Raw genomic sequence first — 23,503 nt, 5'->3', positions numbered from 1 at the left:
TGGGGAGTACGTATCACTTCGACGATCAACACCGCTGACCCGACGATTCCGGATGATTCCACGTCGATGGGTGTCTCAGCAGGCGATGGCATGATCCACTACGTCCTGCTCACCCGCGACGACGTCGGGCGTAGTGTGGTGGACACCCGGGTGATCGACGTAGACCGCAGCGACGGCCTGGATGTCGCCGGCCGGGTCAATGCCGGGATCGACCTGATGCTGGGTGCCGCACGCGACGCGAACCTGCGGGTCGGTCCGATCGGCGTGGCCGCACGCACCACAAAGCAGCGCTGGGAGCTCCAGTCGAGGGGAGCCGGGCCACGGCGTCAGATCCACCTGGTCAACGACGACGAGGCGGTCGTGGCCTACCTCTCGGCCACGGGGCAGATCACCCGTTTCGAGTCCGTCGTGGTGGTCGACTGCGGCGATACCGGGATGTCCCTCTACACGGTCGAGCCCGCGACCAGTCGGATCTCGGCGACGGAACGATCCCGTGCGCTGACCGGTCGTCGACTCGATCGATCCATCGTCGAGCAGTTGGTCACCGATGAGTCCGTGGCGGAATCGATGGGGGCCCGGACCCGTCGTCGCGCACTGCTGAGTGCGTGCCGGACCGCCAAGGAGGAGTTCTCGGCGCCGACGCCCTCGGCCGAGGCCGGTTCGATCCTGCTCGCCGACGGCGGCGGACACGTGACGCTCACCCAGGACACGATCGACGCCGCGATCGCACCGATGATCGACGAAGCGCGAGGCGTGCTGGCGCGCTACCTGTCCGACGGCGCCGATCGCGGTCCGCGTCCCCAGGCGGTCGTGCTGGTGGGTGGCATCGCCAACCTGCCTGCCGTCCGTGCGATGGTCGATCGTGATCAGACGCTCGAGGTCATCGTCCCCGAGGCCCCCGAACTCGCGGCGTCTGTCGGTGCGGCCATCCTCGCGCGGGCCAAGACCACCGTCGAGAGTCCGTCTCGCCTCGCGTTTATCGGGGGAAAGCGGAATCGCGAGTGGCTCTCCGCGACGCCATTGGCCGTGGTCGGCGCGATCATCGCCGCGGCGATGATGACCGTCTTCGCCGTCAGTTCGTCGCTGACCGGGCAGAACGAGCCTGCCCCGTCGTCGACGGCTGCGCCCGAGACGTCGTCGACCACCAGTTCGGCGGTCACGACGTCCCGCGCACCGCAACAGCCGATCCCCACCACCACGGCCGCGGTCGTACCGCCGCCGGTGGTCCAGATCCCGACCGAGGAGCAGGTGGTGCCGCGGACACGGCGGCCCGAGCCGCGGTGGAACGAGTCGCCGGGCTGGGCCACCACCGAGTTGCCGCCCACCACACAGCAACCCGATCAGCCGTCGACGACCACGCGGACGCTGTTGCCCTACCCGCTGCCCTCGTTGCCGTGGCCCACCGGCACCCGGCCCACTCCGACGATCCCGCCGGACCTGCTGCCGCCGGGGTTCGCGCCGCAGACGACCCAGCCGACACCGGCCCCACCGCAGCAGGCCCCGGCGACGACATCACCGCGGGGCGCGCAGCGTCAGATGACGCCTTCGGCGCCGACGTCGGAGGACGCACCGGAGTCGACCACCAGCACTCCGGTGCCCTCGCGGTAGGGGGGTCGCTCGCGTCAGGCGCGGGCGAGTTCGACGGTCTGCTTCAGCAGATCGTTGATCGCGTCGAATTCCGTGAGGAATCCGTCGTGACCGTTGTCCGAGTGGACCACCTGCAGGCCGCCGACGCAGTTGCCCAGCAGCTCGGCCAGCTCGACCTGTAACCGCAACGGGTACAAGCGGTCCGAGACGATGCCGCCGACGATGACCGGGACGTGGCACCGGCGCAGTGCCGCTTCGATGCCGCCCCGATCGCGTCCGACGTCGTGGTGGTTGAGGACGTTGCTCAGCACCACGTAGCTGCCGGGATCGAAGCGGCCGATGAGTTTGTCGGCCTGATGCTGCAGGTAGCTGTCCACCGCATAGCGGCCGCCGGTCAGCGGTTCCTCGTCGCCCTGGGGCTGGTCGGCGAACCGTTGATCGAGTTCGGTCTCGCCGCGGTAGGTGAGGTGCGCGATTCTGCGTGCCACACCCATGCCGGTCGACGGCACACGACCGGTGCCGTGATAATCGCCGTTCTGCCAGTCGGGATCGGCCTTGATCGCCGCGATCTGGGTGGTCTGGGTACCGATCTGGTCCGCGGTGGCCCGGGCGCCGACCGCGAGCACCAATGCGCTGCGGACCATCTCCGGGTATTCGATCGCCCATTCCAGGGCCCGCGCTCCGCCCATCGAGCCGCCGATGACGGCGCCGATGCCCGCGATGTCGAGGCGTTCCACGAGCAGTCGCTCGGCACGGACCTGATCCAGCACGGTGATCTGGGGGAAGCGTGAACCCCACGGCCGTCCGTCGGGCGCCGGCGACGCGGGCCCGGTGGATCCTTGGCAGCCGCCGAGCACATTGGCGGAGATCACACACCATTCGTCGGTGTCGATCGCGCACCCCGGACCGATGAGTCCGTCCCACCAGCCGGGCGTCGGATGCTCCGCGTCCGCAGGCCCGGTCACATGCGAGTCACCGGTGAGCGCATGCAGAGTGAGGATCACGTTGTCACGGGTCGGCGACAACGTGCCCCAGCGCTGGAACGCCAGGGAGACGTCGTCGATCTGTCCGCCGTTGTCGAGTGAGATCGAGCCGATCTGGACACTGGTCATCGCCCCGTCGGGCATCTGCTCCCAGTCGGGCCGATCAGCTGACTCGGTTGTCGTTTCGATACTCACCGACACGATTCACTCACTCTGCGCTGCACCTCGGTTCCCCTGTCTCCGTTGATCTCCGGTGTTATCGTGCGGCCGCCGCGAACCCCTGCTCGAGGTCGGCGACGATGTCGTCGATGCCCTCGATTCCCACGGCCAGGCGTACCAGTCCGGGCGTCACACCCGCGGCGGCCTGTTCCTCGGGTGTCAGTTGGCTGTGCGTGGTGGATGCCGGATGGATCACCAGCGACCGTACGTCACCGATGTTCGCGACGTGACTGTGCAGTGTCAGGGCGTCCACGAAGCTCTTGCCGGCGTCGACCCCACCGGTGATCTCGAACGAGACGATCGCGCCCTGCCCCTTGGGGAGCAGCTTCTGCCCGCGCTCGTACCAGGCCGACGACGAGAGTCCGGCGTACGCAACGGATTCCACCTGGGCATGCTGATCGAGGAACTCGGCGATCCGCTGCGCGTTGGACACATGGCGCTCGACGCGCAGACTCAGGGTCTCGAGCCCTTGCGCCAGCAGGAAGGCGTTGAACGGGGAGATGGCGGCACCGGTGTCGCGCAGCCACTGAACGCGTGCCTTCAGGGCGAAGGCGGGTGCGCCGAGGTCTGCGAAGACCGCGCCGTGATAGCTCGCGTCCGGGGTGGTGAACCCGGGGAAGAGATCATTGCCGTCGCGCTGCGCCCGCCAGTCGAAGGTGCCGCCGTCGACGATCACGCCGCCGATCGCGGTGCCGTGGCCGCCGATGTACTTGGTTGCCGAGTGCACGACGATGTCGGCGCCGTGCGCCAGCGGATTGAGCAGGTAGGGCGTGGCGACCGTGTTGTCGACGATCAACGGCAACTGGTTGCGGTGCGCCACCTCGGCGATCCCCTCGATGTCGAGGATCTCGTTGTTCGGGTTGGATATCGTCTCGCCGAACACCGCGCGCGTGTTGTCCTTGATCGCCGCCTGCCAGGAATCGAGATCTTCCGGGTCGTCGACGAACGACACCTCGATACCGAGCTTCGGCAGGGTGTAGTGGAAGAGATTGTAGGTACCGCCGTAGAGACGCGGGCTGGACACGACGTGCCCACCGTTCTCGACGATGTTGAGGATCGCGTAGGTCTCGGCCGCCTGACCGGATGCCACCAGCAGAGCTGCGACGCCGCCTTCGAGTGCGGCGATCCGCTGTTCGACGGCGTCCTGGGTCGGATTCATGATCCGGGTGTAGATGTTGCCCGGCTCGGCGAGTCCGAAGAGGTTGGCCGCGTGCTGCGTGTCGTTGAACACGTACGAGGTGGTCTGGTACAGCGGCAGCGCTCGAGCATTGGTGGTCGGATCGGCGGTCTGTCCCGCGTGGATCTGTTTGGTCTCGAAGCTCCAGGTGTCGACTGGATTGGTGTCTTCGGGGGCGTCAGACATGACTGTGTCATCGCTTTCTACGGTCGGCAGGGTGCAACGACCCTGGTGGGGTCCGACCTTCGGACCCGCGCTTGCCGGGGAACACGTGGCGCGTTCCTCAACCCGGTCATCACCCGGAGCACCCCACCGCGGATGGAGGGTTGCCGATCAGCAAGCCGGGGCTTTGCGCTGATGCTCATGACCTGGCGTCAAGGATATAACACGGTCTCGGAGACCCGGGAACCGTCCTGATCGCGCTGATCCGATCTGATGACAGGTGTCCTCCGAAAGAATGAACTTGTCGCGATGTGCCGGTGAAAGCCCAGCTGACAGTCCTTAGCCAAACTAAATACGATACGTGTTTTGAGATAGCGGATCTAGTCTGTGGCCAGCCCTGGGCCGCGCATCCGGTCCGATGTGCGCCAGGTCAGACGAAGGGCCTCAGCATGACGAGTCGCTATCGCTTGCCTCACCGTCTGTCTGCCGTGTCGGTCGCCGTGGGCGCGAGCCTCGCCGTCGTCGCGGCGTTCTGTGTGCCCGGGGCCGTCGGCGCGGCCAACGCCACCGAGTGCGGCGGGGGAGCGGTCGTCATCGTCGGCGGGACGAATGATCCCGACGGCAAGGCGATGGTGGGAATCGAGCAGCGATACAGCGGCACCGGGCTGGACAACGAGCTCGGCACCGCCGACGACACCGAATATGCGGATGACCCCTACCAGGTCATCTATGCCGATTACCCGACGACGCTGTGGCCGTTGGGCGCGGCCGGGTATGACGACAGCGTCGCGCAGGGCACGGCCGCGACGCGATCCGCGATCGCGACCTATCAGGAGTCATGTGGTCCGCGACCCGTCGTCGTCGCCGGGTACTCGCAGGGTGCCCGAGTCGCCGGCGATGTCCTCGCCGACCTCGGCAGAGGCGGGGAGGTCGACGGTGTGCTGTTGGACGAGGACGGGAACCCCGTGCTCGACGAGAACGGGGTTCCGGTGACCCGCGTCATCGACACCACGCAGATCTCCGGCGAGCTCTACGCCGACCCGCGCCGGGACGGGACCGTCGACGGCGAGGGCATCGAGGTGGCGTTGATCGGGGTGATCCCCGGCTTGACGATGACCGGTCCGCGCCAGGGTGGCTTCGGGTCCATCCCGGTGACCACGGTGTGCGCGGACGGGGATCCGATCTGCGACCTACCGGATCCGCTGCATGATCCGATCGGTGCGATCGACGGCCTGGTGGGCTACTTCACCAAGCACAACTACTATCCGTACCGCATGTATCTGGACCCGGCCGAGTGGCCGACGACCGAATGCGAGCCCGGTTCCACGACCACCTGCATCGTGCCGCAGGATTCCGCGATCGTCGGCGTGATCCGTCAGGGGGCGGAGGCCATCGGTGTCGACGGCGACCAGATCCCCGACTTCCTCGCAGGCCGTTGGACCGTCGATCTCCCCGACGGCATCGCGCTGTCGAACCTGCAGCCGTTGGTTCGTCTCGTTCAGGAGCGGCTGCCGCAGCTGCCCGACCTCGGTTATGGCGCGTACCTCCCGGACCTGTTCGTCTTCCAGTCCATCGTGGACGGCATCGTGAACCGGGCGCCCGACGAGGTCAGGGCAGGCGTCCTCGCGCTCGCCGCGAGCGCGAAGAGCATCGTCCTGGCGCCGGTGAACTTTGTGCGATTCCTGGCCGCGCAGTTCTCCGGCCCACAGATGACGGTTGCCGCACCCACGTCGTCGGCGCTCGGTGCCGGTTCCACGAACGAGTCGTCCGCGGCGAGGCAAGCCGCGGTCCTGCGAGCTGTTGCCACCGTCGACGACGTCCCGGCAGCGCAGGGCGGTCGGTCGGTGAGCGCCTCCGCGGACCGGGATTCCTCCACTGCTTCTGATGGACCGGCATCGGAGGGGTCGTCCGCGACGTCCGGGACAGACGGTTCCACTGCAGGGGATGCCACGGCGGGTGCCGGCCCCGACGAATCCACGTACACCCCGCCCGCGGCTTCGGAACCGAGCTCGTCGACGGCGGATTCCGCGGGTGGTGACGCCGGTTCGGCCACGTCAGAACCCGACGCCTCAGAAACCGGCCCCACCGGCCCCACCGGCCCCGCCGGCACGGGTGGCGCTGAGCCGGGATCCACGAACGCCGGCGCCGGTGACACCACACCTGGCGACACCGGCGGCGGAGACGACAGTGGGACTGGACCGGCCGCCACCGCGAGCACCGGCGGTGGCGGCACAAGAGGTTCGGAATCGGGCGATGCCGGCGACGGTGGCGAGTAGCCGGCACCTGAGGCGGGGCGGTCCGTGTGAACGAACTCACCTCCCATTCGTGGAATCAGCACGCGGCCGGCCGAGGTTGGAGAAATGGTGTCCTCAGCCCCCGGCCTCACTCAGGTGTCTTCCACACGACCGCAGCGATCCATTCGTCGGTGGGCGATCCTTGCCCTTGCCCTCGGTGGGTTCGGCATCGGGACCACCGAGTTCGTCGCGATGGGCTTGCTGCCCAACATCGCCGACACCCTTGGCGTCAGCGAGCCCACTGCCGGTCATGTCATCTCGGCGTACGCACTGGGAGTGGTCGTCGGTGCGCCGCTGATCGCGGCACTCACCGCGCGCATGTCCCGCCGCACGTTGCTCATCGGGCTGATGGTCGCGTTCACCGTCGGCAATCTCGCGACCGTGCTCGCGCCGACTTATGGATTGCTGATCGCCGCGAGATTCGTGGCGGGCCTTCCGCACGGTGCGTACTTCGGGGTGGCGGCCCTGGTTGCCGCCCACCTCGCAGGCCCGCGTGATCGGGCGAAGGCGGTCGGCAAGGTGATGCTCGGACTGTCGGTGGCCAATGTGCTCGGCGTTCCGATGGCCACCTGGCTCGGCGAATCGCTGGGGTGGCGCGTCGCGTTCGCGCTCGTGGTGGTGATCGGTCTTGCGACCATCGTCGCTCTCGTACGGAATCTTCCCGATCTGGCCGACATGCCGGTGACCAATCCCGTGACGGAACTCGGGGCGTTGGCGCGACCGCAGGTGTGGTTCACCCTGCTGATCGGGGTGGTCGGCTTCGGCGGCATGTTCGCGTTCTACACGTATCTCAATTCGGCGTTGACAAACGTGACCGGTATCTCGGTGTCGTTGGTCCCGTTTGCGCTCATGCTGTTCGGCCTCGGCATGGTGGTCGGGAACGTCGCCGGGGGAATCTTGGCCGACCGCAGTGTGCCGCTCGGCATCCTGATCGGTCTGGTGGCCACCGGTACATCACTCGCGTTGTTCGCGTTGACGTTGCAGAATGCCTGGGCCGCAATGTTTCTGAGTTTTGCGATCGGGTTGTCGGGAGCGTCCACGATCCCGGCTCTGCAGACCAGGCTGATGGATGTCGCCGACGATGCGCAGACGCTCGCCGCGGCACTGAACCATTCCGCCCTCAACATCGCCAACGCGCTCGGTGCATGGCTGGGCGGCGTGGTGATCGCCGCGGGTCATGGCTATCGGGCGCCCTCGATGCTCGGTGCCCTTCTGGCAATCGCCGGACTCCTCGTTCTCGCGCTCGCGTTGATCACGCAACGGCGCGCGACGCGGAATCGGAACCTGTCAGAACCGCCGACGGAGCGGGTGAGCGTGTCCGCGTAGGCGGGTCGGAGCTGCAGAGATCTCTGGGCGCGAACTCAGCCGACGGTCGGCGGGGTGGCGACCGTCTTCGACAGGTAGAGCTGTTCGCCGAGCTTGTCCATCAACTCGAGCTGCGTCTCGAGGTAGTCGATGTGATCCTCTTCGTCCTTCAGGATGTCCTCGAGGATCTTCGCGCTGGTGATGTCGCCCTTGGCGCGGCACATCGAGATACCTGGGCGCAGGCGCTCGACGACCTCGATCTCGACGGCCATGTCCGACTCGAACTGCTCGCGCAGCGTCTGGCCGATGCGCAGCGGCAGGATCTTCTGGTAGTTCGGGAGCGCTTCGAGGAACAGGATGCGGTCGGTCAGGGTCTCCGCGTGATGCATCTCCTCGATGGACTCCGCGCGTGACTTGCTCGCGATCTCGGTGAGCCCCCAGTTGGCTTGCATCTTGGAATGCAGGAAGTACTGGTTGATCGCCGTCAGCTCACTGGTGAGCTGTTCGTTGAGCAGTGCGATCACCTCGTCGTCGCCGCGCATGACCGTGTCTCCGTTCGCCGTGGTAAGAGGAACGTAGCACGCACAAAGGCCCCGTGCCGGGCTTCCGGCACGAGGGTGTCGAATCGACGTCAGAAGACGTCCGTCATGCAGCGGTGGTGGCGGTGGCAATCCTTTCGCTGACGATCTCGTGAAGTCGTTCGAGGCAGGTGCCGCAGCCTTCGCCCGCACCGCAACGTTCGCCGATGGCATCCACGGACATCGCGCCCGACGAGCAGTGCTCGTGGACCTCGTCTTCGGTCACCGCGCGGCAGATGCAAACGAACATTGTCTTCACCTCTTCAGGTCAGTTAGGTAAGGGTTACATAAAGCAGGACCGATGGCAAGGGTTGGCTTACCTCTGGTACGGACGCACCACAACGGGCAGTACCCTCGACTGCTGTGTCCATCACGATCAGCACCGTCAATGTCAACGGCATCCGGGCCGCGGTGAAACACCGTTCCGAGGCCAATCGGGGTCTGCTCGCCTGGCTGGCCGACGCGGCCGTCGACGTCGTCCTTCTCCAAGAGGTTCGTGCCGACGAAGAGCAGGCACGAGAGGCGCTCGCCCCGGCACTCGACGACGGTTGGGCCCTCGCGATGAGTTCGTCGGAGGTGAAGGGCCACGCCGGGGTCGGCGTACTGAGTCGCCTGCCGATCGGACCGGTCCGGATCGGGTTCGGCAGCGCAGAATTCGACCGGACCGGGCGGTATCTCGAAGTGGATGTCGAGGGGACCGCGGAGCCACTCACGGTGGCCAGCCTCTACCTGCCCAAGGGTGCGGCCGCGACCGCCGAGCCGAAAGACATCGCCAAGTTCGACGAGAAGGTGCGGTTTCTCGACGAGTTCGGTGAACACCTGCGGAGACTCGCGCGGCGTCGGCGGCAGGTGGTGGTCGGCGGTGACTGGAACATCGCCCACGCCGAGGCCGACATCAAGAACTGGAAGGGCAATCGGAAGAGTCCGGGCTTCCTACCGCACGAGCGGGCGTGGGTCGGCGACCTGCTGGAGCAGGGCTGGTCGGATGTGGCGCGGGATCTCGCTCCCGACGAGGAGGGGCCGTACACCTGGTGGTCGTGGCGGGGTAAGGCCTTCGACAACGACTCCGGCTGGCGGATCGACTATCAACTGGCCAACCGGGCGCTGGCACGTCGCGCGGTCAAGGCGACGGTCGACCGCGCCGCGGCCTACGACCTCCGATGGTCGGATCACGCTCCGATGACCGTGGTCTACGACTGAGGGGTGGCGCCGACCTCTGCCGGAAATCGGTCGCGGGCATCTGCGAAACTGGAGGCATGAGCAGCGACGTCACCCACACCGGCGCATCACGGCCGCGCGTGCTGTCGGGTATCCAGCCGACCAGCGATTCCTTCCACCTGGGGAACTACCTCGGGGCCGTACGCCAGTGGGTGGCGTTGCAAGACGACTTCGAGGCGTTCTACTTCATCCCGGACATGCACGCGATCACCGTGCCCTACGAGCCGGCCGAACTCCGTGACCGTACGCGCCGTAGCGTGGCGCAACTGCTCGCGGTCGGCGTGGACCCGGAGCGGTCGACCATCTACGTGCAATCGCATGTCCCGGAGATCGCTCAACTCACCTGGGTGCTGTCCTGCATCACGGGTTTCGGTGAGGCGAGCCGGATGACCCAGTTCAAGGACAAGTCGGCCAAGCAGGGCACCGATGCGGCAGGCGTCGGGCTGTTCACCTACCCGATCCTGATGGCCGCCGACATCCTCGCCTTCGCGGTGGATCGCGTGCCGGTCGGGGAGGATCAGCGTCAGCACCTCGAACTCACGCGCGATCTCGCGCAGCGTTTCAACTCGAGGTTCGGCAAGGTCCTGAAGGTCCCCGAGGCCTACATCGTCACGGAGTTCGCCAAGATCTACGATCTCCAGAACCCGACCGCCAAGATGAGCAAGTCCGCCGAGTCCGACCGGGGCCTCATCAATCTGCTCGACGAACCCAAGAAGTCCGCCAAGAAGATCCGCTCCGCGGTCACCGACACGGGAACCGACATCCGTTTCGACCCGCAGGAGAAGCCCGGCGTCAGCAACCTGCTCACCATCCAGTCCGCGCTCTCCGGTACCCCGGTCGACGTCCTGGTCGACAAGTATCAGGGAAAGGGCTACGGCGACTTGAAGGTTGACACCGCAGACGTGCTCACCGAGTTCGTCACCCCGTTGCGTGGACGGGTCGCCGAATACATGGACGACCCGGCGCACCTCGACGACATCCTGGCCCGCGGGGCGGCACGCGCGCGATCGGTCGCTTCGGCCACGCTGGCATCGGTCTATGACAAAGTGGGTTTCCTGGCACCGGAAGGGTGATCAGCCGTTGTTCCGACTGACCCCGTGATCCGATGAGGAGGCGGTACAGGTGAGTTCGATGGTGGATTCCGGAAAAGCGGCGGTCGCACGCGGCAAGAGTGCCTTCGCCCAGGCGCGTGAACGCTGGACCTGGTTGGAGCACCTCATCCAGACGGTGCAGCGGTACAACGACCGGCGCGGCAATCTGTATGCGGCGAGCATCAGCTTCAACGGCATTCTCGCGCTCGTACCCATCGTGATGGTCGTGTTCGCGATCGCCGGTTTCGTTCTGGCGAATCAGCCGGAACTCCTGAAAGAACTGCAGGATGCGGTCGTCGAGAACATGCCCGAAGGGCTGGGGGACCAGGTCAGCGACCTCATCGACTCGGCGATCTCCTCCCGCGCCGCGGTCGGCATCGTCGGTCTGGTCGGCGCCGCCTTCACCGGCATCGGCTGGATCTCCGGCGTCCGACTGGGCATGACCGAGATGTGGGGCGGCCGCGTCAGCCGCAACGCGGTCATGTCGAAGGTCTGGGACCTCGTCACCTTCGTCGTGCTCGGCATCGCCTTCGCGGGCACGATGGCGCTCACCGCCCTCGGCAACTCCGGCCTCACGACCGAGGTGTTGTCGTGGGTCGGCCTCGAGGACGCCTCGTGGGCACCGGCGGTCGTCCGGACGACGTCCATCATCGTCTCGGTCATGGCGACATGGCTGCTGTTCACCTTCGTGATGTCGCGACTCCCGTTGGTGCAGTTGCCCTTCCGGAATACTCTGAAGGCCGGGCTGCTCACGGCGGTCGCTTTCGAGATCGTCAAGACCGTGGGTGGCATCTACCTACAGTCGGTCCTGAGCGGTCCGGCAGGTGTGGCATTCGGCCCCATCATCGGCTTGCTGGTGTTCGCCTACCTCGCGTCCCGGATCGTGCTGTATGCCGCGGCCTGGTGCGCCACCGATCCGATCAACGAGGAATTCCAGGTCACCGAGGAGGACCAGCCGCTGCCGCCGGTGGTCGTCTCGCCGAACTATCAGGTCAACCCAGCGGCCAGGCCCGCCACTCTGGTCGCGGTCGCCGGCATCGCCGCCGCCCTCAGCGGATTCGTCGGGTGGCTGCTGCGCCGCTGAGGTCACGGCCCGTCGGGGCGGTCATCGCCTGGCGAACAGCCTCAGGGCAAACAGCAGGAGACCGATGGCGATCAGCGCGGCACAGAGGCCCACCAGGATTCGGATCGACCAACTGTCCGGATGATCTGTACCCGTCGACGGCAGGGCGTGCGCGGCCTTCGGAGCCGCCGCCGACGTGATCGGCGCGGCGGATTCGCGGGTGCGCGCGGTGACCAGGCGGCCCACCTCGGTATCCGGCGGTGCGCGAAAGCCGTAGTCGTACATGGATTCGGCCTGATCCCAGTAGGAGTCCGACTCGACGGTCAGTCCGTACATCTGCACGATCACCACACGTCTGCCGTCACGCTCGGCCGCCCCGACAAACGTCTTCTGTGCATCGTCGGTGTATCCGGTCTTGCCGCCCAGCATGCCCGGGTAGCCGTCGAGCAACAGGTGATTCGACGTCTGCATGAGGTAACTCGGGTGGTCCTTGTCGCCAGGCACGTCAGGACGCTTCGGATAGCCCGGGAAACGATAATCGTGCAATGCGATGAGCTCGCGGAAGAGGCTGTTGCGCATGGCCTCTCGGTAGATGATCGCGAGATCGTAAGGTGAGGTGGACATGCCCGCGGCGTCCAGGCCCGACGGCGTGGACGCGTGGGTGTCGAGCGCCTGGAGTGCACGTGCCCTGTCGTTCATCGCGGTGAGAGTCGCCGTCACACCGCCGAGTTGCCGAGCCAGCGCACTGGCACAGTCGTTTCCCGATACCACCATCAGTCCGGTCAGTAGGTCGCGGTTGGTGTAGCGGCCACCGGGGCCCATCCCGCACGAATCGCCTTCGGCGCTCCAGTCCTCCGGGGCTGCGGTGACGATGGTGTCGAGATCCATTGTGCCCCGGTCGATCGCGTCGAGAATCACCAGCGAGAACAACACCTTGATGGTCGACGCCGGGCGGTATCGGCCGTGCGGATCCTTGGCCGCGATGATCTTCCCGGTGTCGAGGTCGGCGATCAGCCATCCCGCCGAGGTCAGCCGTTCCGGTACCGCGCCGAGACCCGGGTCGGCCACCACGCCGCATGCACCGAGGCGGGTGCCGCCGATCGGTGGGTCCGGTACCGGGAGGGGACCGGGAGCGGACATGCCCGGCGCGACCACTTCGGAGGTGTCCACGGCAGGCGGAGGCGAGACCCTGTGCGGGCAGTGATCGGTGACAGGTGTGGTGACGGGTGGCGGGGCCGCATTCGCGGGTAGCGGGTGCCCGAGGAGCGGTGCGATCGAGACGCAGGCCGCCAGGACGATGCGCGCGATCCCATGTCCGCACGACCGGCGATCGATCCCCACAGTCACCGATCGGACGCTACCACCGGAGCCGGCCGGGGACTGCGCCGGACTCCGGGACGGAGAGCCATTCGTCAATGCGCGTGCGGATTTCACGCTTGCGGGTGTCCGGCAGAAAGCTGGCGTCGACGGCGTTGTGAGCGAGGGCCGCCACCGCTTCGTCGTCGAGACCGAACGCGTCGACGACGACGTCGTAGTTCCGGTCGATGTAACCGCCGAAGTAGGCAGGGTCGTCGGAGTTGATGGTCACATGGAGCCCGGCCTCGATGAGTGCCGGCAACGGGTGTGATGCGATGTCGGCGACGGCGTTCAGATGCACATTCGACAGTGGGCAGATCGTGAGTCGCGTCCGTTGATCCGCCAGACGTGACAAGAGAAGCGGATCGTCGATGCTGCGGATGCCGTGGTCGATGCGCTCGACGCCCAGATCGTCGAGCGCCTGGCGGATCGAGTCGGGTCCGCCCTCCTCGCCCGCGTGTGCGACCGAGCGCAGGCCTGCTCGCTTCGCGCGATCGAAGACCTCGGCGAACCGGGACGCGGGATTGCCGACTTCCGCGGAATCGAGTCCGACCCCGATGATCGGCGCTTCGAGGGCGATCAATTCGTCGAGCGTCGTGAGCGCCTCTGTCACCGGCCGGTCCCGGAGGAAACAGGCGATCAGGTCGGCCGTGATGCCGAACTCCGCGCGAGCCTGCTCGAAGCCGTCCACCAGCCCGTCGACGACGTCGACGAGGGGTACTCCCCGGACAAGGTGTGCCTGCGGATCGAAGAACACCTCGGCGTGCACGACGCCTGCCTCGTGGGCGCGGGCGGCATAGGCATGGGCGAGCTGTGCGAAGTCGCCGCGACCACGCAGCACGACGAGGTTCTCGTAGTAGATGTCGAGGAAGGACTGCAGGTCGTCGAACGCATACCGTGCCCGTAGTTCGTCTGCGTCGCGGTACGGCAGGGTGATGCCGCCCGCGCGAGCGAGTTCCATGACGAGTTCGGGTTCCAGGGTTCCCTCGATGTGCAGGTGCAGTTCGACTTTGGGGAGCGTGGCGATACGGGACCGGCTCGGGCCACTCGATCGGTCTCCGCCCACGCGGGTCGGCCGGGCGAACGCGGGTCGTCGACGGCCCGCGTCATCCGAACCCACCCGCGTCACCGGAGACCGCCTGCGTCACCGGAGACCGTCAGGTCGAACCATCGACGGATCGCGGTCACCGCGAGCGGATGCGTGACCGATTCCGCGCGGGCGACATCGGCCACGACTCTCTCGACGCCACCCGGGCCGAGCACGGTGTCGAGCTCCGCGCGGTACTCGGGACATCGAGCCATTCGGCGAGCTGAGCGGACCCGACCTCGAGGTGGAACTGGATCCCGTAGCTGTGGCCGTGTCGGAAGAGCTGATTCGGGTAGGCGGGGGACGAGGCGAGCCGGACCGCTCCCGGTGGAAGCGAGAACGTGTCGAAATGCCATTGCAGGACCTCGACGACGGGGTCGGGGTGAGATGACCACACCGGATCTCGCCGGCCGTCCTCGGTCAGCGAGACGTCGAGCAGCCCGATCTCGGGTGCGGGCCCGGTGGAGATCTCGGAACCGAGAGCGGCGGCGAGCAGTTGGGAACCGAGGCAGACCGCCCAGATCGGCGTGTCCGATGCGCTCGCGCGCCGGAGCAGGCCGATCTCGTCGTCGATCCATGGGAGGCGTGGACCGTCGTCGGCGCCCATCGGCCCACCCATGACGATGATGGCGGCATACGAGCTGGGGTCGTGGGGGATGGGTTCACGCCACGCCCGGACCGTATGGATGTCCGCGACGTCGGCAAGACCGGCGGCATATGCACCCGGAGACTCGCATTCGGCATGTCGGAGTTCGAGTATCGTCGGCACGTCGCTCCTCCGGTTTGTGCGCAGTGGGCACAGTTTAAGGGTTCGGGCCCGGGTGCGCCCGGAGGCCGGGCGTGAAAAGTCAGCGGCAATAGGCGGTGGCGAAGCGCGGAGCGCGCGCGGTTTTCTCGCGGATCTTCTTCGCGTTCACCCAGACGGCGCATCGTGCGAATCGTCCGTTCGATTGGAAGAGGGTGTCGACCTTCTGGTGACGAACACGGCTGGTGTAGACGATCGAGCCCGCCCACAGGTGTGTCTCATGGTCATACCGGACGAGCGCGACGTCGCCCTGGCTGCGCAGCTTGTTGCGACTGTCATACCAGCTCACCGCGCTGTTGAACTGGCGATCCGACGTGAGGACCACGGTCACGCGGTCGCCGTGGCCGGGCTGCCGAGCGCTCGCGTCAACAGACGGTGCACCGCACGCGAGGGTCAGGATGAGTCCGGCGATCACGAGTCGTGTTCGAGTCATGGCGATTGGACGCACCGCGCCGTGCCACGGTTCCGTCGCCGGGTTCGGCAAAGACGACACCGCCCCTCCCGGGCTGCGGGAGGGGCGGTGTCGGGGCTGCAGAGTGAAGTCTGCGGATCGATCAGCGCGAGAACATCAGCGCGCGCTTGACCTCTTGGATCGCCTGGGTCACCTGAATGCCACGGGGGCACGCGTCGGTGCAGTTGAACGTGGTGCGGCAGCGCCACACACCGTCGACGTCGTTGAGGATGTCGAGACGCTCGACGGCGGCCTCGTCGCGGCTGTCGAAGATGAACCGGTGGGCGTTCACGATCGCGGCCGGACCGAAGTAGCTGCCCTCGTTCCAGAACACCGGGCAGCTGGTGGTGCAGCAGGCGCAGAGGATGCACTTGGTGGTGTCGTCGAACCGTGCGCGGTCGTGCTGGCTCTGGATGCGTTCACGGGTCGGCTCGTTGCCACTGGTGATGAGGAACGGCTTGATGGCGCGGTACGCGTCGAAGAACGGTTCCATGTCCACCACGAGATCCTTCTCCACCGGGAGGCCCTTGATGGGCTCGATGGTGATGGTGATCTCCTTGGACCGGTCCCCATCTCCCTTCTTGGCGGGGAGCATGTCCTTCATCAGCAGCTTGCAGGCGAGGCGGTTCACGCCGTTGATCCGCATGGCGTCGGATCCGCACACGCCGTGCGCGCAACTGCGCCGGAAGGTGAGGGTGCCGTCGAGGTAACCCTTCACATACAGCAGCAGGTTGAGCAGGCGGTCGGTCGGCAATGCCGGTACGCGGAAGCTCTCGAAGCCCTGGGCATCCGGATTCTCCGGATTGAACCGGTAGATCTTCAAGGTCACCATCGTGGCCTCGTCGGGTACCGGAGGCAGTGGCGGATCGTCCGAGGCCGGCGTGGGGTTCTCCATGATCGCTGTCATCAGTACTTACGCTCCATCGGCTCGTAGCGGGTCTGCACCACCGGCTTGTAATCCAGCTCGATGTCGGAGAGAAGGTCGGTGCCCTTCTTGTAAGCCATGGTGTGACGCATGTAGTTGACGTCGTCGCGGTCGGGGTAATCCTCGCGCGCGTGACCGCCGCGGGATTCCTTACGGTTGAGCGCACCGACGACGGTGACCTCCGCCATCTCCAGCAGGAAGCCGAGCTCGATCGCCTCGAGCAGGTCGCTGTTGAAGCGCTTGCCCTTGTCGTGCACTCGCACGTGGGAGTAGCGCTCCTTGAGGGCGTGGACATCGGTGAGGGCTTGCTTCAACGTCTCCTCGGTGCGGAACACCGAGGCGTTGTTGTCCATCGTCGCCTGCAACTCGGTGCGGATGTCGGCCACGCGCTCGTGACCGTGGTCCGACAGCATCAGTTCCAGCCAGTTGTCGACCATCGCGGTCGGGCTGTCCGGCAGATCGACGAAGTCAGCGGAGTTGGCGTATTCGGCGGCCGCGATACCGGCGCGCCTGCCGAACACGTTGATGTCGAGCAGTGAGTTGGTGCCGAGACGATTGGCCCCGTGCACCGAGACGCACGCGCACTCACCGGCCGCGTACAAGCCGTGCACGACCTCGTCGTTGTTGCGCAGGACCTGACCCTCGATGTTGGTCGGGATGCCGCCCATCACGTAGTGGCAGGTCGGGTACACCGGCACGTATTCGGTCACCGGGTCGACGCCGAGATAGGTGCGGGCGAACTCGGTGATGTCGGGGAGCTTCTCGTTCAGCACTTCCTCGCCGAGGTGGGTCACGTCGATGTAGACGTAATCCTTGTTCGGTCCGGCACCGCGTCCTTCGAGGACCTCGAGCACCATCGACCGGGCCACGATGTCGCGAGGGCGAGGTCCTTGATCGTCGGCGCGTACCGCTCCATGAAGCGTTCGCCGTCGACATTGCGCAGGATGCCGCCCTCACCGCGGACCGCCTCGGAGATGAGAATCCCCAGGCCCGCCAGGCCGGTCGGATGGAACTGGTGGAACTCCATGTCCTCCAAGGGAAGTCCCTTGCGGAAGACGATGCCCATGCCGTCGCCCGTCAGGGTGTGGGCATTGGACGTGGTCTTGTACATACGTCCCGAACCGCCGGTCGCGAACACGATCGACTTGGCGTGGAACACGTGGATCTCACCGGTCGACAGCTCGTAGGCGACCACACCGGTGGCCACCGACTCGCCGTGCTCGTTCTCACCGAGGCAGATGTCGAGGGCATAGAACTCGTTGAAGAACTCGACGTCGTTCTTGACGCAGTTCTGGTAGAGCGTCTGCAGGATCATGTGACCCGTGCGGTCGGCGGCATAGCATGCGCGACGAACCGGCGACTTGCCGTGATCACGGGTGTGCCCGCCGAATCGACGCTGATCGATCTTGCCCTCGGGGGTCCGGTTGAAGGGGAGCCCCATCTTCTCGAGGTCGAGGACCGCGTCGATGGCCTCCTTGGCCATGATCTCGACCGCGTCCTGATCGGCGAGGTAGTCGCCGCCCTTGACGGTGTCGAAGGTGTGCCACTCCCAGTTGTCCTCTTCCACGTTCGCCAGTGCGGCGCACATACCGCCCTGGGCGGCGCCCGTGTGGCTGCGTGTGGGGTACAGCTTGGTCAGAACCGCGGTCCGGGCGCGGGGCGCGGACTCGATTGCCGCGCGCATCCCGGCGCCGCCGGCACCCACGATGACGACGTCGTAGCGATGTTCCTGCATAAGTCTGTCAATCTCCTCTAGCCGACGCTGTTCACGTCGAAGGTCAGCAGGGCATACGTGCCGAGCACGAGCACCAGGATCATCGAGATGCCGAGCAGCACGTTCAGCCAGAATCGGGTGGAGTCCTTGCGCGAGTAGTCCGCGATCACGGTCCGCACGCCGTTGCCGCCGTGTAGCTGGGCGAGCCACAGCATGGTGAGGTCCCAGACCTGCCAGAACGGCTCACGCCACCGCGCCGCGACGAACGAGGCGTCGATGCGGTGCACACCGTCGTCCCACGCGAGCATGATGAACATGTGACCGATGGTCAGGATGATCAGGGCGAGGCCCGAGAAGCGCATGAACAACCACGCGTACTTCTCGAAGTTGCCGCCCTTGCGCATCCGCGGCGACCGCGGGTTGTCCAGACTTGCGGGTCGGTCGTACTCGGTGCCCAGCGTCTTGGCGGCACCCGGAGCGGCTTGCGATGCAGTCATCAGGTGCCTCCTAAAACGAGTGGGTGATCAGGATCTGCAGCAGGCGGATGGCCGCCGCGCCGAACACGATGACGAAGATGGTCACGATCGCCCACAGCATCTGACGCTGGAACTTGGGGCCCTTCGACCAGAAGTCGATCAGGATGATCCGGACGCCGTTGAATGCGTGGTACAGCACGCACGCGACGAGCGCGATCTCCATCAGGCCGATGATCGGCGTCTTGTAGGTCTCGATGACCTCGGAGTACTTGTTCGGATCGATCCGGATGACCGCGGTGTCCAGCACGTGGACGAACAAGAAGAAGAAGATGGTGACACCGGTGATCCGGTGCAGCACCCACGACCACATGCCTGGGTCGCCGCGATACAGGGAGCGTTTGCGCACCGGGTCGGGTGCTACCTCGGTCGGGGTGCTCATCGGGAAATTGGCCTCCAACAGCGTCGATGGATGTGCCGAGTCGGCATTATGAGGCTCGGCCGTGGACCCATGCAAGAGACTTTAAACCTATGCTGACCCCGCGCATAAATTGCCCGAACCGATTTGGGCGACAACTGATCTCGACTTAGGTTTGCCTTACCAAGTTTCCGACTGGTAGGGGATACCACATCCTGGTCGTCCGTGATGAGTGTGAGGAGTTCGATTTGGCCTCTGAGGTTGACTGGAAACAGTTGCGGGACAAGGCATTATCGATGACCGATCGGGCGTATGCGCCATACTCGGGGTTCCCGGTCGGCGCAGCGGCGTTCACCGACGACGGTCGGGTGGTACTGGGCTGCAATGTGGAAAATGTCTCATACGGACTCGGCATCTGTGCCGAGGTCGCGCTCGCCGCGCACCTGGTGGCCACCGGAGGCGGCCGGTTGCTCGCGGTGTCGGTCTGCGACTCCCGGGGCGAGATCCTCATGCCCTGTGGGCGGTGCCGTCAGGTGCTGCTCGAACACGCCGGCCCCGAACTGGCGGTGGACCATCGGCGTGGGGCGGCGAGGTTGGGTGACCTGCTGCCCGACGCGTTCGGTCCGGACGATCTGGCGGCCGGCCGATGAACGATGACGTGTCGATAGGGCGCGCTCGCGACGCCGTGGAGACCGAGGTGATCGACACGATCTCGGTGATCGCCACGAAACGGGACGGTGGCGAACTGACCGACGCACAGATCGACTGGGTGATCGACAGGTACACCCACGGTTCGGGCGGCGGGGCGCACGTCGCCGAGGAGCAGATGTCGGCCCTTCTGATGGCGATCTTCCTGCGTGGGATGAACGGGCGTGAGATCTCCCGGTGGACGCACGCGATGATCGAATCCGGGCGGCGGATGGATTTCTCGGGCCTGCGGCGAGACGGTCGCCGGTTGGTGACGGTCGACAAGCACTCGACCGGAGGGGTCGGGGACAAGATCACCCTGCCGTTGGCCCCGCTGGTGGCATCGTTCGGAGTGGCCGTGCCACAGCTGTCCGGCCGCGGGCTGGGCCACACCGGCGGGACCCTGGACAAACTCGAGTCGATCCCGGGCTGGCGGGCCGACATCGGACCGGCCGAGATGGCCGAGCAACTCGAGCGGGTCGGTGCCGTGGTGTGTGCCGCAGGCGGCGACCTCGCACCTGCCGATCGCCGGCTCTATGCGCTCCGGGACGTCACCGGGACCGTGGCCTCCATACCACTGGTGGCCAGCTCGATCATGAGCAAGAAGATCGCCGAGGGCACGGGTGCACTGGTCCTCGACGTGAAGTTCGGCAGCGGCGCGTTCCTGAAGGCGCAGGACCAGAGCCGCGAACTCGCCGAGACGATGGTGGCGCTCGGTGAGGCAGCCGGTGTGACGACCACCGCGTTGTTGACCGACATGAACACCCCGCTCGGCCGGTGTGCCGGAAATGCGCTGGAAGTGGCCGAGTCGGTGGAGGTGCTCGCAGGCGGTGGCCCGGCCGACGTCGTCGAACTCACCCTCGCGCTGGCACGCGAGATGCTCGACGCGGCGGGACTGACTGATGCCGACCCTGCCGAACATCTGGCGAACGGCGCCGCGATGGACTCGTGGCGCGCCATGATCTCTGCGCAGGGGGGCGATCCCGACGCGCCGCTACCTCGGGCGCGGCACACCGAGACGGTGCTCGCTGCCGAGTCCGGCATCATGACTCGGCTCGACGCCATGGCGGTCGGCGTGGCGGCGTGGCGGCTCGGCGCAGGACGTGCAGTTGCCGACGAGTCGGTGCAGGCCGAGGCGGGAATCACGCTGCACGCCAAGCCGGGCGACCGCGTGCGGGCCGGGGACCCGCTGTTCACACTGCACACGCAGACACCGGACCGTTTCGGTGCGGCGCGAGCGGCACTGACGACGGCGGTCGGAATCGGAGATTCTGCACCACAACCCAGGCCGCTCGTCGCCGACCGCGTTACCGTCGGTCCATGACGCCCGCAGACCCGACCCCGCCGCCCGGGCGGCCGCTGGATCTCCCCAACATCTCCCTCGCCCGAAGGTGGTGCTCCACGATCACCTCGACGGCGGTCTGCGACCGGCGACCGTACTCGAACTCGCGCGCGAAGTGGACTATCCGGATCTACCGGCCGACGATGCGGAGTCGCTGGCGGCCTGGTTTCGCGATGCCGCCGACAGCGGCTCGCTCGAGCGCTATCTCGAGACGTTCGCGCACACCGTCGCGGTGATGCAGACACCGTCGTCGCTGAGGCGGGTAGCCCTCGAATGCGTGCAGGATCTCGCTGCCGACGGGGTGGTCTACGCCGAGGTGCGGTATGCGCCCGAGCAACACCTCGCTCGCGGGATGACGCTCGATGAGGTGGTCGAGGCGGTGCTGGCGGGATTCCGGGACGGCGAGGCGGAGGCCGCGGCCAGCGGTAACCCGATCGTGGTGCGATGCCTCGTCACCGCGATGCGTCACGCCGCCCGCTCGCGCGAGATCGCCGAACTGGCGGTGCGCTATCGGGACGACGGCGTGGCAGGTTTCGACATCGCGGGCGCCGAGGCGGGCAATCCGCCCACCCGCCACCTCGATGCCTTCGAATTCATGCGTGCGAACAACGCGCACTTCACGATCCACGCCGGCGAGGCGTTCGGGCTGCCCTCGATCCACGAGGCGATCGCCTTCTGCGGCACCGACCGCCTCGGACATGGCGTCCGGGTCATCGACGACATCACGTTGCCGGTGGGGGCGGACCTGGCCGCCGAGTCGTTCGACGGCGCGGAGCTGGGGCAGATCGCGAACATCGTGCGGGACAAGCGCATCCCGTTGGAACTGTGCCCGAGTTCGAACGTCCAGACGGGTGCGGTCGGCTCCATCGCCGAGCATCCCTTCAACGTGCTCGCACGTCTGCGGTTCCGGGTCACGGTCAACACCGACAATCGGCTCATGAGTGACACCACGATGAGCAAGGAGTTCTACCGGCTGGCCGAGCAGTTCGGTTACGGCTGGGCAGATTTCGAGCGGTTCACGGTGAACGCGATGAAGTCGGCGTTCATCCACTTCGACGAGCGGCTGGCGCTCATCGACGACGTGATCAAGCCCGGGTACGCGGTGCTGTTGGGCTGACCGGTCGGCAGGGGGGACCTCGATACGGCAGCCTCGCTGCGCTCGGTACCCACTCGATCGGCGGTTGGGTGCGGTGGAGCGGGCGCCTGGCGGGGGTCAGGACTTCTTGACGAGGCGATCCTCGAAGTCGTGCACCAGAGCGCGCCAAGCCTCGGATTCGTTGTCGAACGGAGGGCTGGGTGCCATGCGCTTCGGGTCGGGGTTGACGGCGTAGTCGATGAACCAGCCCAGCGGCGTGGTCGAGCCGAGAGCCTCGTGGACGGAATCGTCGTCGGCGTAGTCCGCTGCATCGGTGAGGAGCTCGACGGCGAGGTCGAGCTGGTTGCGGTCGATCCGGCGCGGGCCGTCAGCGATGTCGTCCACCAGCCCGGGCAGCACATACACGTTGTCGTCGATGACGTCGAACTCGAGCGAACCGTCGGTGGCCGAGGTGCGCACCGCGTCGAATGTCGACAGCTCGATGAGGTCGTGGTCGCTCGCGTCGGCCAGGTATCGGCTCAGCGCCCGCGCGGAGGTGAACACGAAGATCTTGCCGTCGGCCCCTAGGAACACCGGGTCGTCACCGAGATAGCAACGCAGAGAAAGGTATTCGCCGTCACCGGTCACGATCCGGATGGGATCGATGCCGACGTTGGCCCAGAAGTCGTCCTCGTCGATCTCGTCGTCTTCGTCCTCGTCGTCCGAACCGTCGACATCCTCGTCGGCGTCGTCGTCCGTCTCGTCGGTGTCGCCGTCGACCAGTTCGAGATCGTCGTCGTCGGGTTCGTCCTCGTCCTCGGCAGATGCGGCGGCCTCTAGTTCGGCCTCGGCGGTGGAGACGGCCGCGGCGTCGACGTCCGGGGTGCTGATGACGTCGTCGATCGCGTCGATGACGTCATCCCAGTGCTTCGCGATGAGTCGGCCGATCCGGACCCACAGGTCCACGCCGTCGCGTCCGACGAAGTTGCGGGTGCCGGTGGTGACGGCGCCCAGGATCGGGTTGCCGTTGAAGAACTTGGTGATGACCGTCAGTTCGCAGACCTCACCGAGGATCCGGACGATCTCGAGCGCATCCTCGAGTTCGGCGATGACCTCGGGACTGGGATCCTCTGCGGCGAGTTCGGGCACCCCGACCAGGTCGTAGGAGTGCTTGTCGTCGGGAACCAACTCGTCGGCCTGCACTCCGACCACGGTCGACCACGCCGGATGGTCGGCGAGATCGTTGTCGGTGCCGGCGCGGATGAACGCGGCCAGCTCTGCGACGCCCGGGAAACCGTACAGATCCTCGTCGAGTCCGAGGAAGGCCTCCCACTCGTCGTCACCCTCTCGCCACCGGGGTGCCCAGAGGGTGAAGGTGTTTCCGTCGGTGAGTCCGAGCTCGATGGGGACGATGTCTCCGGCCATGAGGACACAGCGTAGCGATCCGACCTGTGAACTCGGGTGGCGCCCCCGCGACCGGTCGGTGAACGACG

The 23,503-nt window shown here is 66.5% G+C and carries 21 protein-coding genes, 1 pseudogene and 1 riboswitch; of the genes and pseudogenes, 9 read left to right on the top strand and 13 right to left on the bottom strand.

The window, feature by feature from the left end; genetic code table 11:
• Positions 1–66: 66 nt before the first annotated feature.
• On the top strand, positions 67–1,608 hold the full coding sequence (locus GTV32_RS07770; protein WP_161059648.1) for an Hsp70 family protein: 1,542 nt from the start codon (positions 67–69) through the stop codon (positions 1,606–1,608).
• Positions 1,609–1,622: 14 nt separating this feature from the next.
• On the opposite strand, the gene GTV32_RS07765 is transcribed toward GTV32_RS07770, so the two are convergent.
• Both GTV32_RS07765 and GTV32_RS07760 read right to left on the bottom strand, forming a co-directional pair.
• Positions 1,623–2,771, bottom strand: coding sequence for a homoserine O-acetyltransferase (locus GTV32_RS07765; protein WP_161059647.1), 1,149 nt, complete (start codon positions 2,769–2,771; stop codon positions 1,623–1,625).
• A 55-nt stretch (positions 2,772–2,826) separates the two neighbouring features.
• Positions 2,827–4,152 (bottom strand): bifunctional o-acetylhomoserine/o-acetylserine sulfhydrylase, encoded by a 1,326-nt coding sequence (locus GTV32_RS07760; protein ID WP_161059646.1) that lies wholly within the window; start codon positions 4,150–4,152, stop codon positions 2,827–2,829.
• A 62-nt stretch (positions 4,153–4,214) separates the two neighbouring features.
• A riboswitch (SAM riboswitch) is annotated at positions 4,215–4,335 on the bottom strand.
• A gap of 281 nt (positions 4,336–4,616) precedes the next feature.
• Here GTV32_RS07760 and GTV32_RS07755 point away from each other — a divergent pair.
• Both GTV32_RS07755 and GTV32_RS07750 read left to right on the top strand, forming a co-directional pair.
• On the top strand, positions 4,617–6,404 hold the full coding sequence (locus GTV32_RS07755; RefSeq protein ID WP_161059645.1) for a PE-PPE domain-containing protein: 1,788 nt from the start codon (positions 4,617–4,619) through the stop codon (positions 6,402–6,404).
• A gap of 84 nt (positions 6,405–6,488) precedes the next feature.
• Positions 6,489–7,748, top strand: a complete 1,260-nt coding sequence (locus GTV32_RS07750; RefSeq protein ID WP_161059644.1) for an MFS transporter — start codon at positions 6,489–6,491, stop codon at positions 7,746–7,748.
• 35 nt (positions 7,749–7,783) lie between these two features.
• Here GTV32_RS07750 and bfr read toward each other — a convergent pair whose 3' ends face one another.
• Both bfr and GTV32_RS07740 read right to left on the bottom strand, forming a co-directional pair.
• On the bottom strand, positions 7,784–8,269 hold the full coding sequence (gene bfr / locus GTV32_RS07745) for a bacterioferritin (RefSeq protein ID WP_161059643.1): 486 nt from the start codon (positions 8,267–8,269) through the stop codon (positions 7,784–7,786).
• 103 nt (positions 8,270–8,372) lie between these two features.
• Positions 8,373–8,555, bottom strand: coding sequence for a (2Fe-2S)-binding protein (locus GTV32_RS07740; protein WP_161059642.1), 183 nt, complete (start codon positions 8,553–8,555; stop codon positions 8,373–8,375).
• Positions 8,556–8,668: 113 nt separating this feature from the next.
• Here GTV32_RS07740 and GTV32_RS07735 point away from each other — a divergent pair, with 113 nt between their 5' ends.
• Genes GTV32_RS07735 through GTV32_RS07725 form a run of 3 tightly spaced genes read left to right on the top strand, consistent with a single transcriptional unit; the run spans position 8,669 to position 11,698 of the window.
• Positions 8,669–9,505 (top strand): exodeoxyribonuclease III, encoded by an 837-nt coding sequence (locus tag GTV32_RS07735; RefSeq protein WP_161059641.1) that lies wholly within the window; start codon positions 8,669–8,671, stop codon positions 9,503–9,505.
• A gap of 56 nt (positions 9,506–9,561) precedes the next feature.
• Entirely contained in the window at positions 9,562–10,596 is a 1,035-nt protein-coding gene (gene trpS, locus GTV32_RS07730; protein WP_161059640.1) for a tryptophan--tRNA ligase, read from the top strand.
• Positions 10,597–10,645: 49 nt separating this feature from the next.
• Complete coding sequence (locus tag GTV32_RS07725; protein ID WP_343287248.1) at positions 10,646–11,698, top strand: YhjD/YihY/BrkB family envelope integrity protein; 1,053 nt, start codon at positions 10,646–10,648, stop codon at positions 11,696–11,698.
• Between the two features lie 21 nt (positions 11,699–11,719).
• Here GTV32_RS07725 and GTV32_RS07720 read toward each other — a convergent pair whose 3' ends face one another.
• The 8 genes and pseudogenes from GTV32_RS07720 to sdhC all read right to left on the bottom strand — a co-directional run bounded on the left by GTV32_RS07720 (position 11,720) and on the right by sdhC (position 18,930).
• Complete coding sequence (locus tag GTV32_RS07720; RefSeq protein WP_343287438.1) at positions 11,720–12,952, bottom strand: D-alanyl-D-alanine carboxypeptidase family protein; 1,233 nt, start codon at positions 12,950–12,952, stop codon at positions 11,720–11,722.
• A gap of 82 nt (positions 12,953–13,034) precedes the next feature.
• On the bottom strand, positions 13,035–14,060 hold the full coding sequence (locus GTV32_RS07715; RefSeq protein WP_161062399.1) for an adenosine deaminase: 1,026 nt from the start codon (positions 14,058–14,060) through the stop codon (positions 13,035–13,037).
• A 157-nt stretch (positions 14,061–14,217) separates the two neighbouring features.
• The gene (locus GTV32_RS07710) at positions 14,218–14,889 is read right to left on the bottom strand and encodes a type 1 glutamine amidotransferase (protein ID WP_343287247.1); all 672 of its coding nucleotides are present in this window, start codon (positions 14,887–14,889) and stop codon (positions 14,218–14,220) included.
• Between the two features lie 79 nt (positions 14,890–14,968).
• Positions 14,969–15,358 (bottom strand): hypothetical protein, encoded by a 390-nt coding sequence (locus GTV32_RS07705; RefSeq protein ID WP_161059638.1) that lies wholly within the window; start codon positions 15,356–15,358, stop codon positions 14,969–14,971.
• A gap of 121 nt (positions 15,359–15,479) precedes the next feature.
• Entirely contained in the window at positions 15,480–16,283 is an 804-nt protein-coding gene (locus GTV32_RS07700) for a succinate dehydrogenase iron-sulfur subunit (RefSeq protein WP_161059637.1), read from the bottom strand.
• A pseudogene (gene sdhA / locus GTV32_RS23805) lies at positions 16,283–18,036 on the bottom strand (succinate dehydrogenase flavoprotein subunit). Before sdhA ends, GTV32_RS07700 begins: the two are co-directional and overlap by 1 nt.
• Positions 18,037–18,053: 17 nt before the next feature.
• Positions 18,054–18,512: a succinate dehydrogenase hydrophobic membrane anchor subunit gene (locus GTV32_RS07690; RefSeq protein WP_161059636.1), complete on the bottom strand. Its 459-nt coding sequence runs from the start codon at positions 18,510–18,512 to the stop codon at positions 18,054–18,056.
• Between the two features lie 10 nt (positions 18,513–18,522).
• A complete protein-coding gene (gene sdhC / locus GTV32_RS07685; protein ID WP_161059635.1) occupies positions 18,523–18,930 on the bottom strand; it encodes a succinate dehydrogenase, cytochrome b556 subunit in 408 nt (135 codons plus the stop codon).
• Between the two features lie 224 nt (positions 18,931–19,154).
• On the opposite strand from sdhC, the gene GTV32_RS07680 reads away from it, so the two are divergent.
• The 3 genes from GTV32_RS07680 to GTV32_RS07670 all read left to right on the top strand — a co-directional run bounded on the left by GTV32_RS07680 (position 19,155) and on the right by GTV32_RS07670 (position 22,052).
• Positions 19,155–19,556, top strand: a complete 402-nt coding sequence (locus tag GTV32_RS07680) for a cytidine deaminase (protein ID WP_161059634.1) — start codon at positions 19,155–19,157, stop codon at positions 19,554–19,556.
• The gene (locus tag GTV32_RS07675) at positions 19,553–20,917 is read left to right on the top strand and encodes a thymidine phosphorylase (RefSeq protein ID WP_161059633.1); all 1,365 of its coding nucleotides are present in this window, start codon (positions 19,553–19,555) and stop codon (positions 20,915–20,917) included. Before GTV32_RS07680 ends, GTV32_RS07675 begins: the two co-directional genes overlap by 4 nt.
• Positions 20,918–20,984: 67 nt before the next feature.
• Positions 20,985–22,052: an adenosine deaminase gene (locus tag GTV32_RS07670; protein ID WP_161059632.1), complete on the top strand. Its 1,068-nt coding sequence runs from the start codon at positions 20,985–20,987 to the stop codon at positions 22,050–22,052.
• A 96-nt stretch (positions 22,053–22,148) separates the two neighbouring features.
• Here the strand turns inward: GTV32_RS07670 and GTV32_RS07665 are convergent, their stop codons facing one another.
• Positions 22,149–23,435 (bottom strand): primosomal protein, encoded by a 1,287-nt coding sequence (locus tag GTV32_RS07665; RefSeq protein WP_161059631.1) that lies wholly within the window; start codon positions 23,433–23,435, stop codon positions 22,149–22,151.
• Positions 23,436–23,503 lie beyond the last annotated feature (68 nt).

It is taken from the genome of Gordonia sp. SID5947 (genome assembly GCF_009862785.1).
GTDB lineage: Bacteria > Actinomycetota > Actinomycetes > Mycobacteriales > Mycobacteriaceae > Gordonia.
The sequence above is the reverse complement of the archived record's forward strand: the minus strand, read 5'-3'. Positions and strand labels throughout refer to the sequence as shown.

Coding starts and splice junctions, on each gene's coding strand:
- GTV32_RS07770 (WP_161059648.1), top strand. CDS start 67: ATGGGTGTCTCAGCAGGCGATGGCATGATCCACTACGTCCTGCTCACC.
- GTV32_RS07760 (WP_161059646.1), bottom strand. CDS start 4,152: ATGTCTGACGCCCCCGAAGACACCAATCCAGTCGACACCTGGAGCTTC.
- GTV32_RS07750 (WP_161059644.1), top strand. CDS start 6,489: ATGGTGTCCTCAGCCCCCGGCCTCACTCAGGTGTCTTCCACACGACCG.
- bfr (WP_161059643.1), bottom strand. CDS start 8,269: ATGCGCGGCGACGACGAGGTGATCGCACTGCTCAACGAACAGCTCACC.
- GTV32_RS07740 (WP_161059642.1), bottom strand. CDS start 8,555: ATGTTCGTTTGCATCTGCCGCGCGGTGACCGAAGACGAGGTCCACGAG.
- trpS (WP_161059640.1), top strand. CDS start 9,562: ATGAGCAGCGACGTCACCCACACCGGCGCATCACGGCCGCGCGTGCTG.
- GTV32_RS07705 (WP_161059638.1), bottom strand. CDS start 15,358: ATGACTCGAACACGACTCGTGATCGCCGGACTCATCCTGACCCTCGCG.
- GTV32_RS07700 (WP_161059637.1), bottom strand. CDS start 16,283: ATGACAGCGATCATGGAGAACCCCACGCCGGCCTCGGACGATCCGCCA.
- GTV32_RS07690 (WP_161059636.1), bottom strand. CDS start 18,512: ATGACTGCATCGCAAGCCGCTCCGGGTGCCGCCAAGACGCTGGGCACC.
- sdhC (WP_161059635.1), bottom strand. CDS start 18,930: ATGAGCACCCCGACCGAGGTAGCACCCGACCCGGTGCGCAAACGCTCC.
- GTV32_RS07675 (WP_161059633.1), top strand. CDS start 19,553: ATGAACGATGACGTGTCGATAGGGCGCGCTCGCGACGCCGTGGAGACC.
- GTV32_RS07665 (WP_161059631.1), bottom strand. CDS start 23,435: ATGGCCGGAGACATCGTCCCCATCGAGCTCGGACTCACCGACGGAAAC.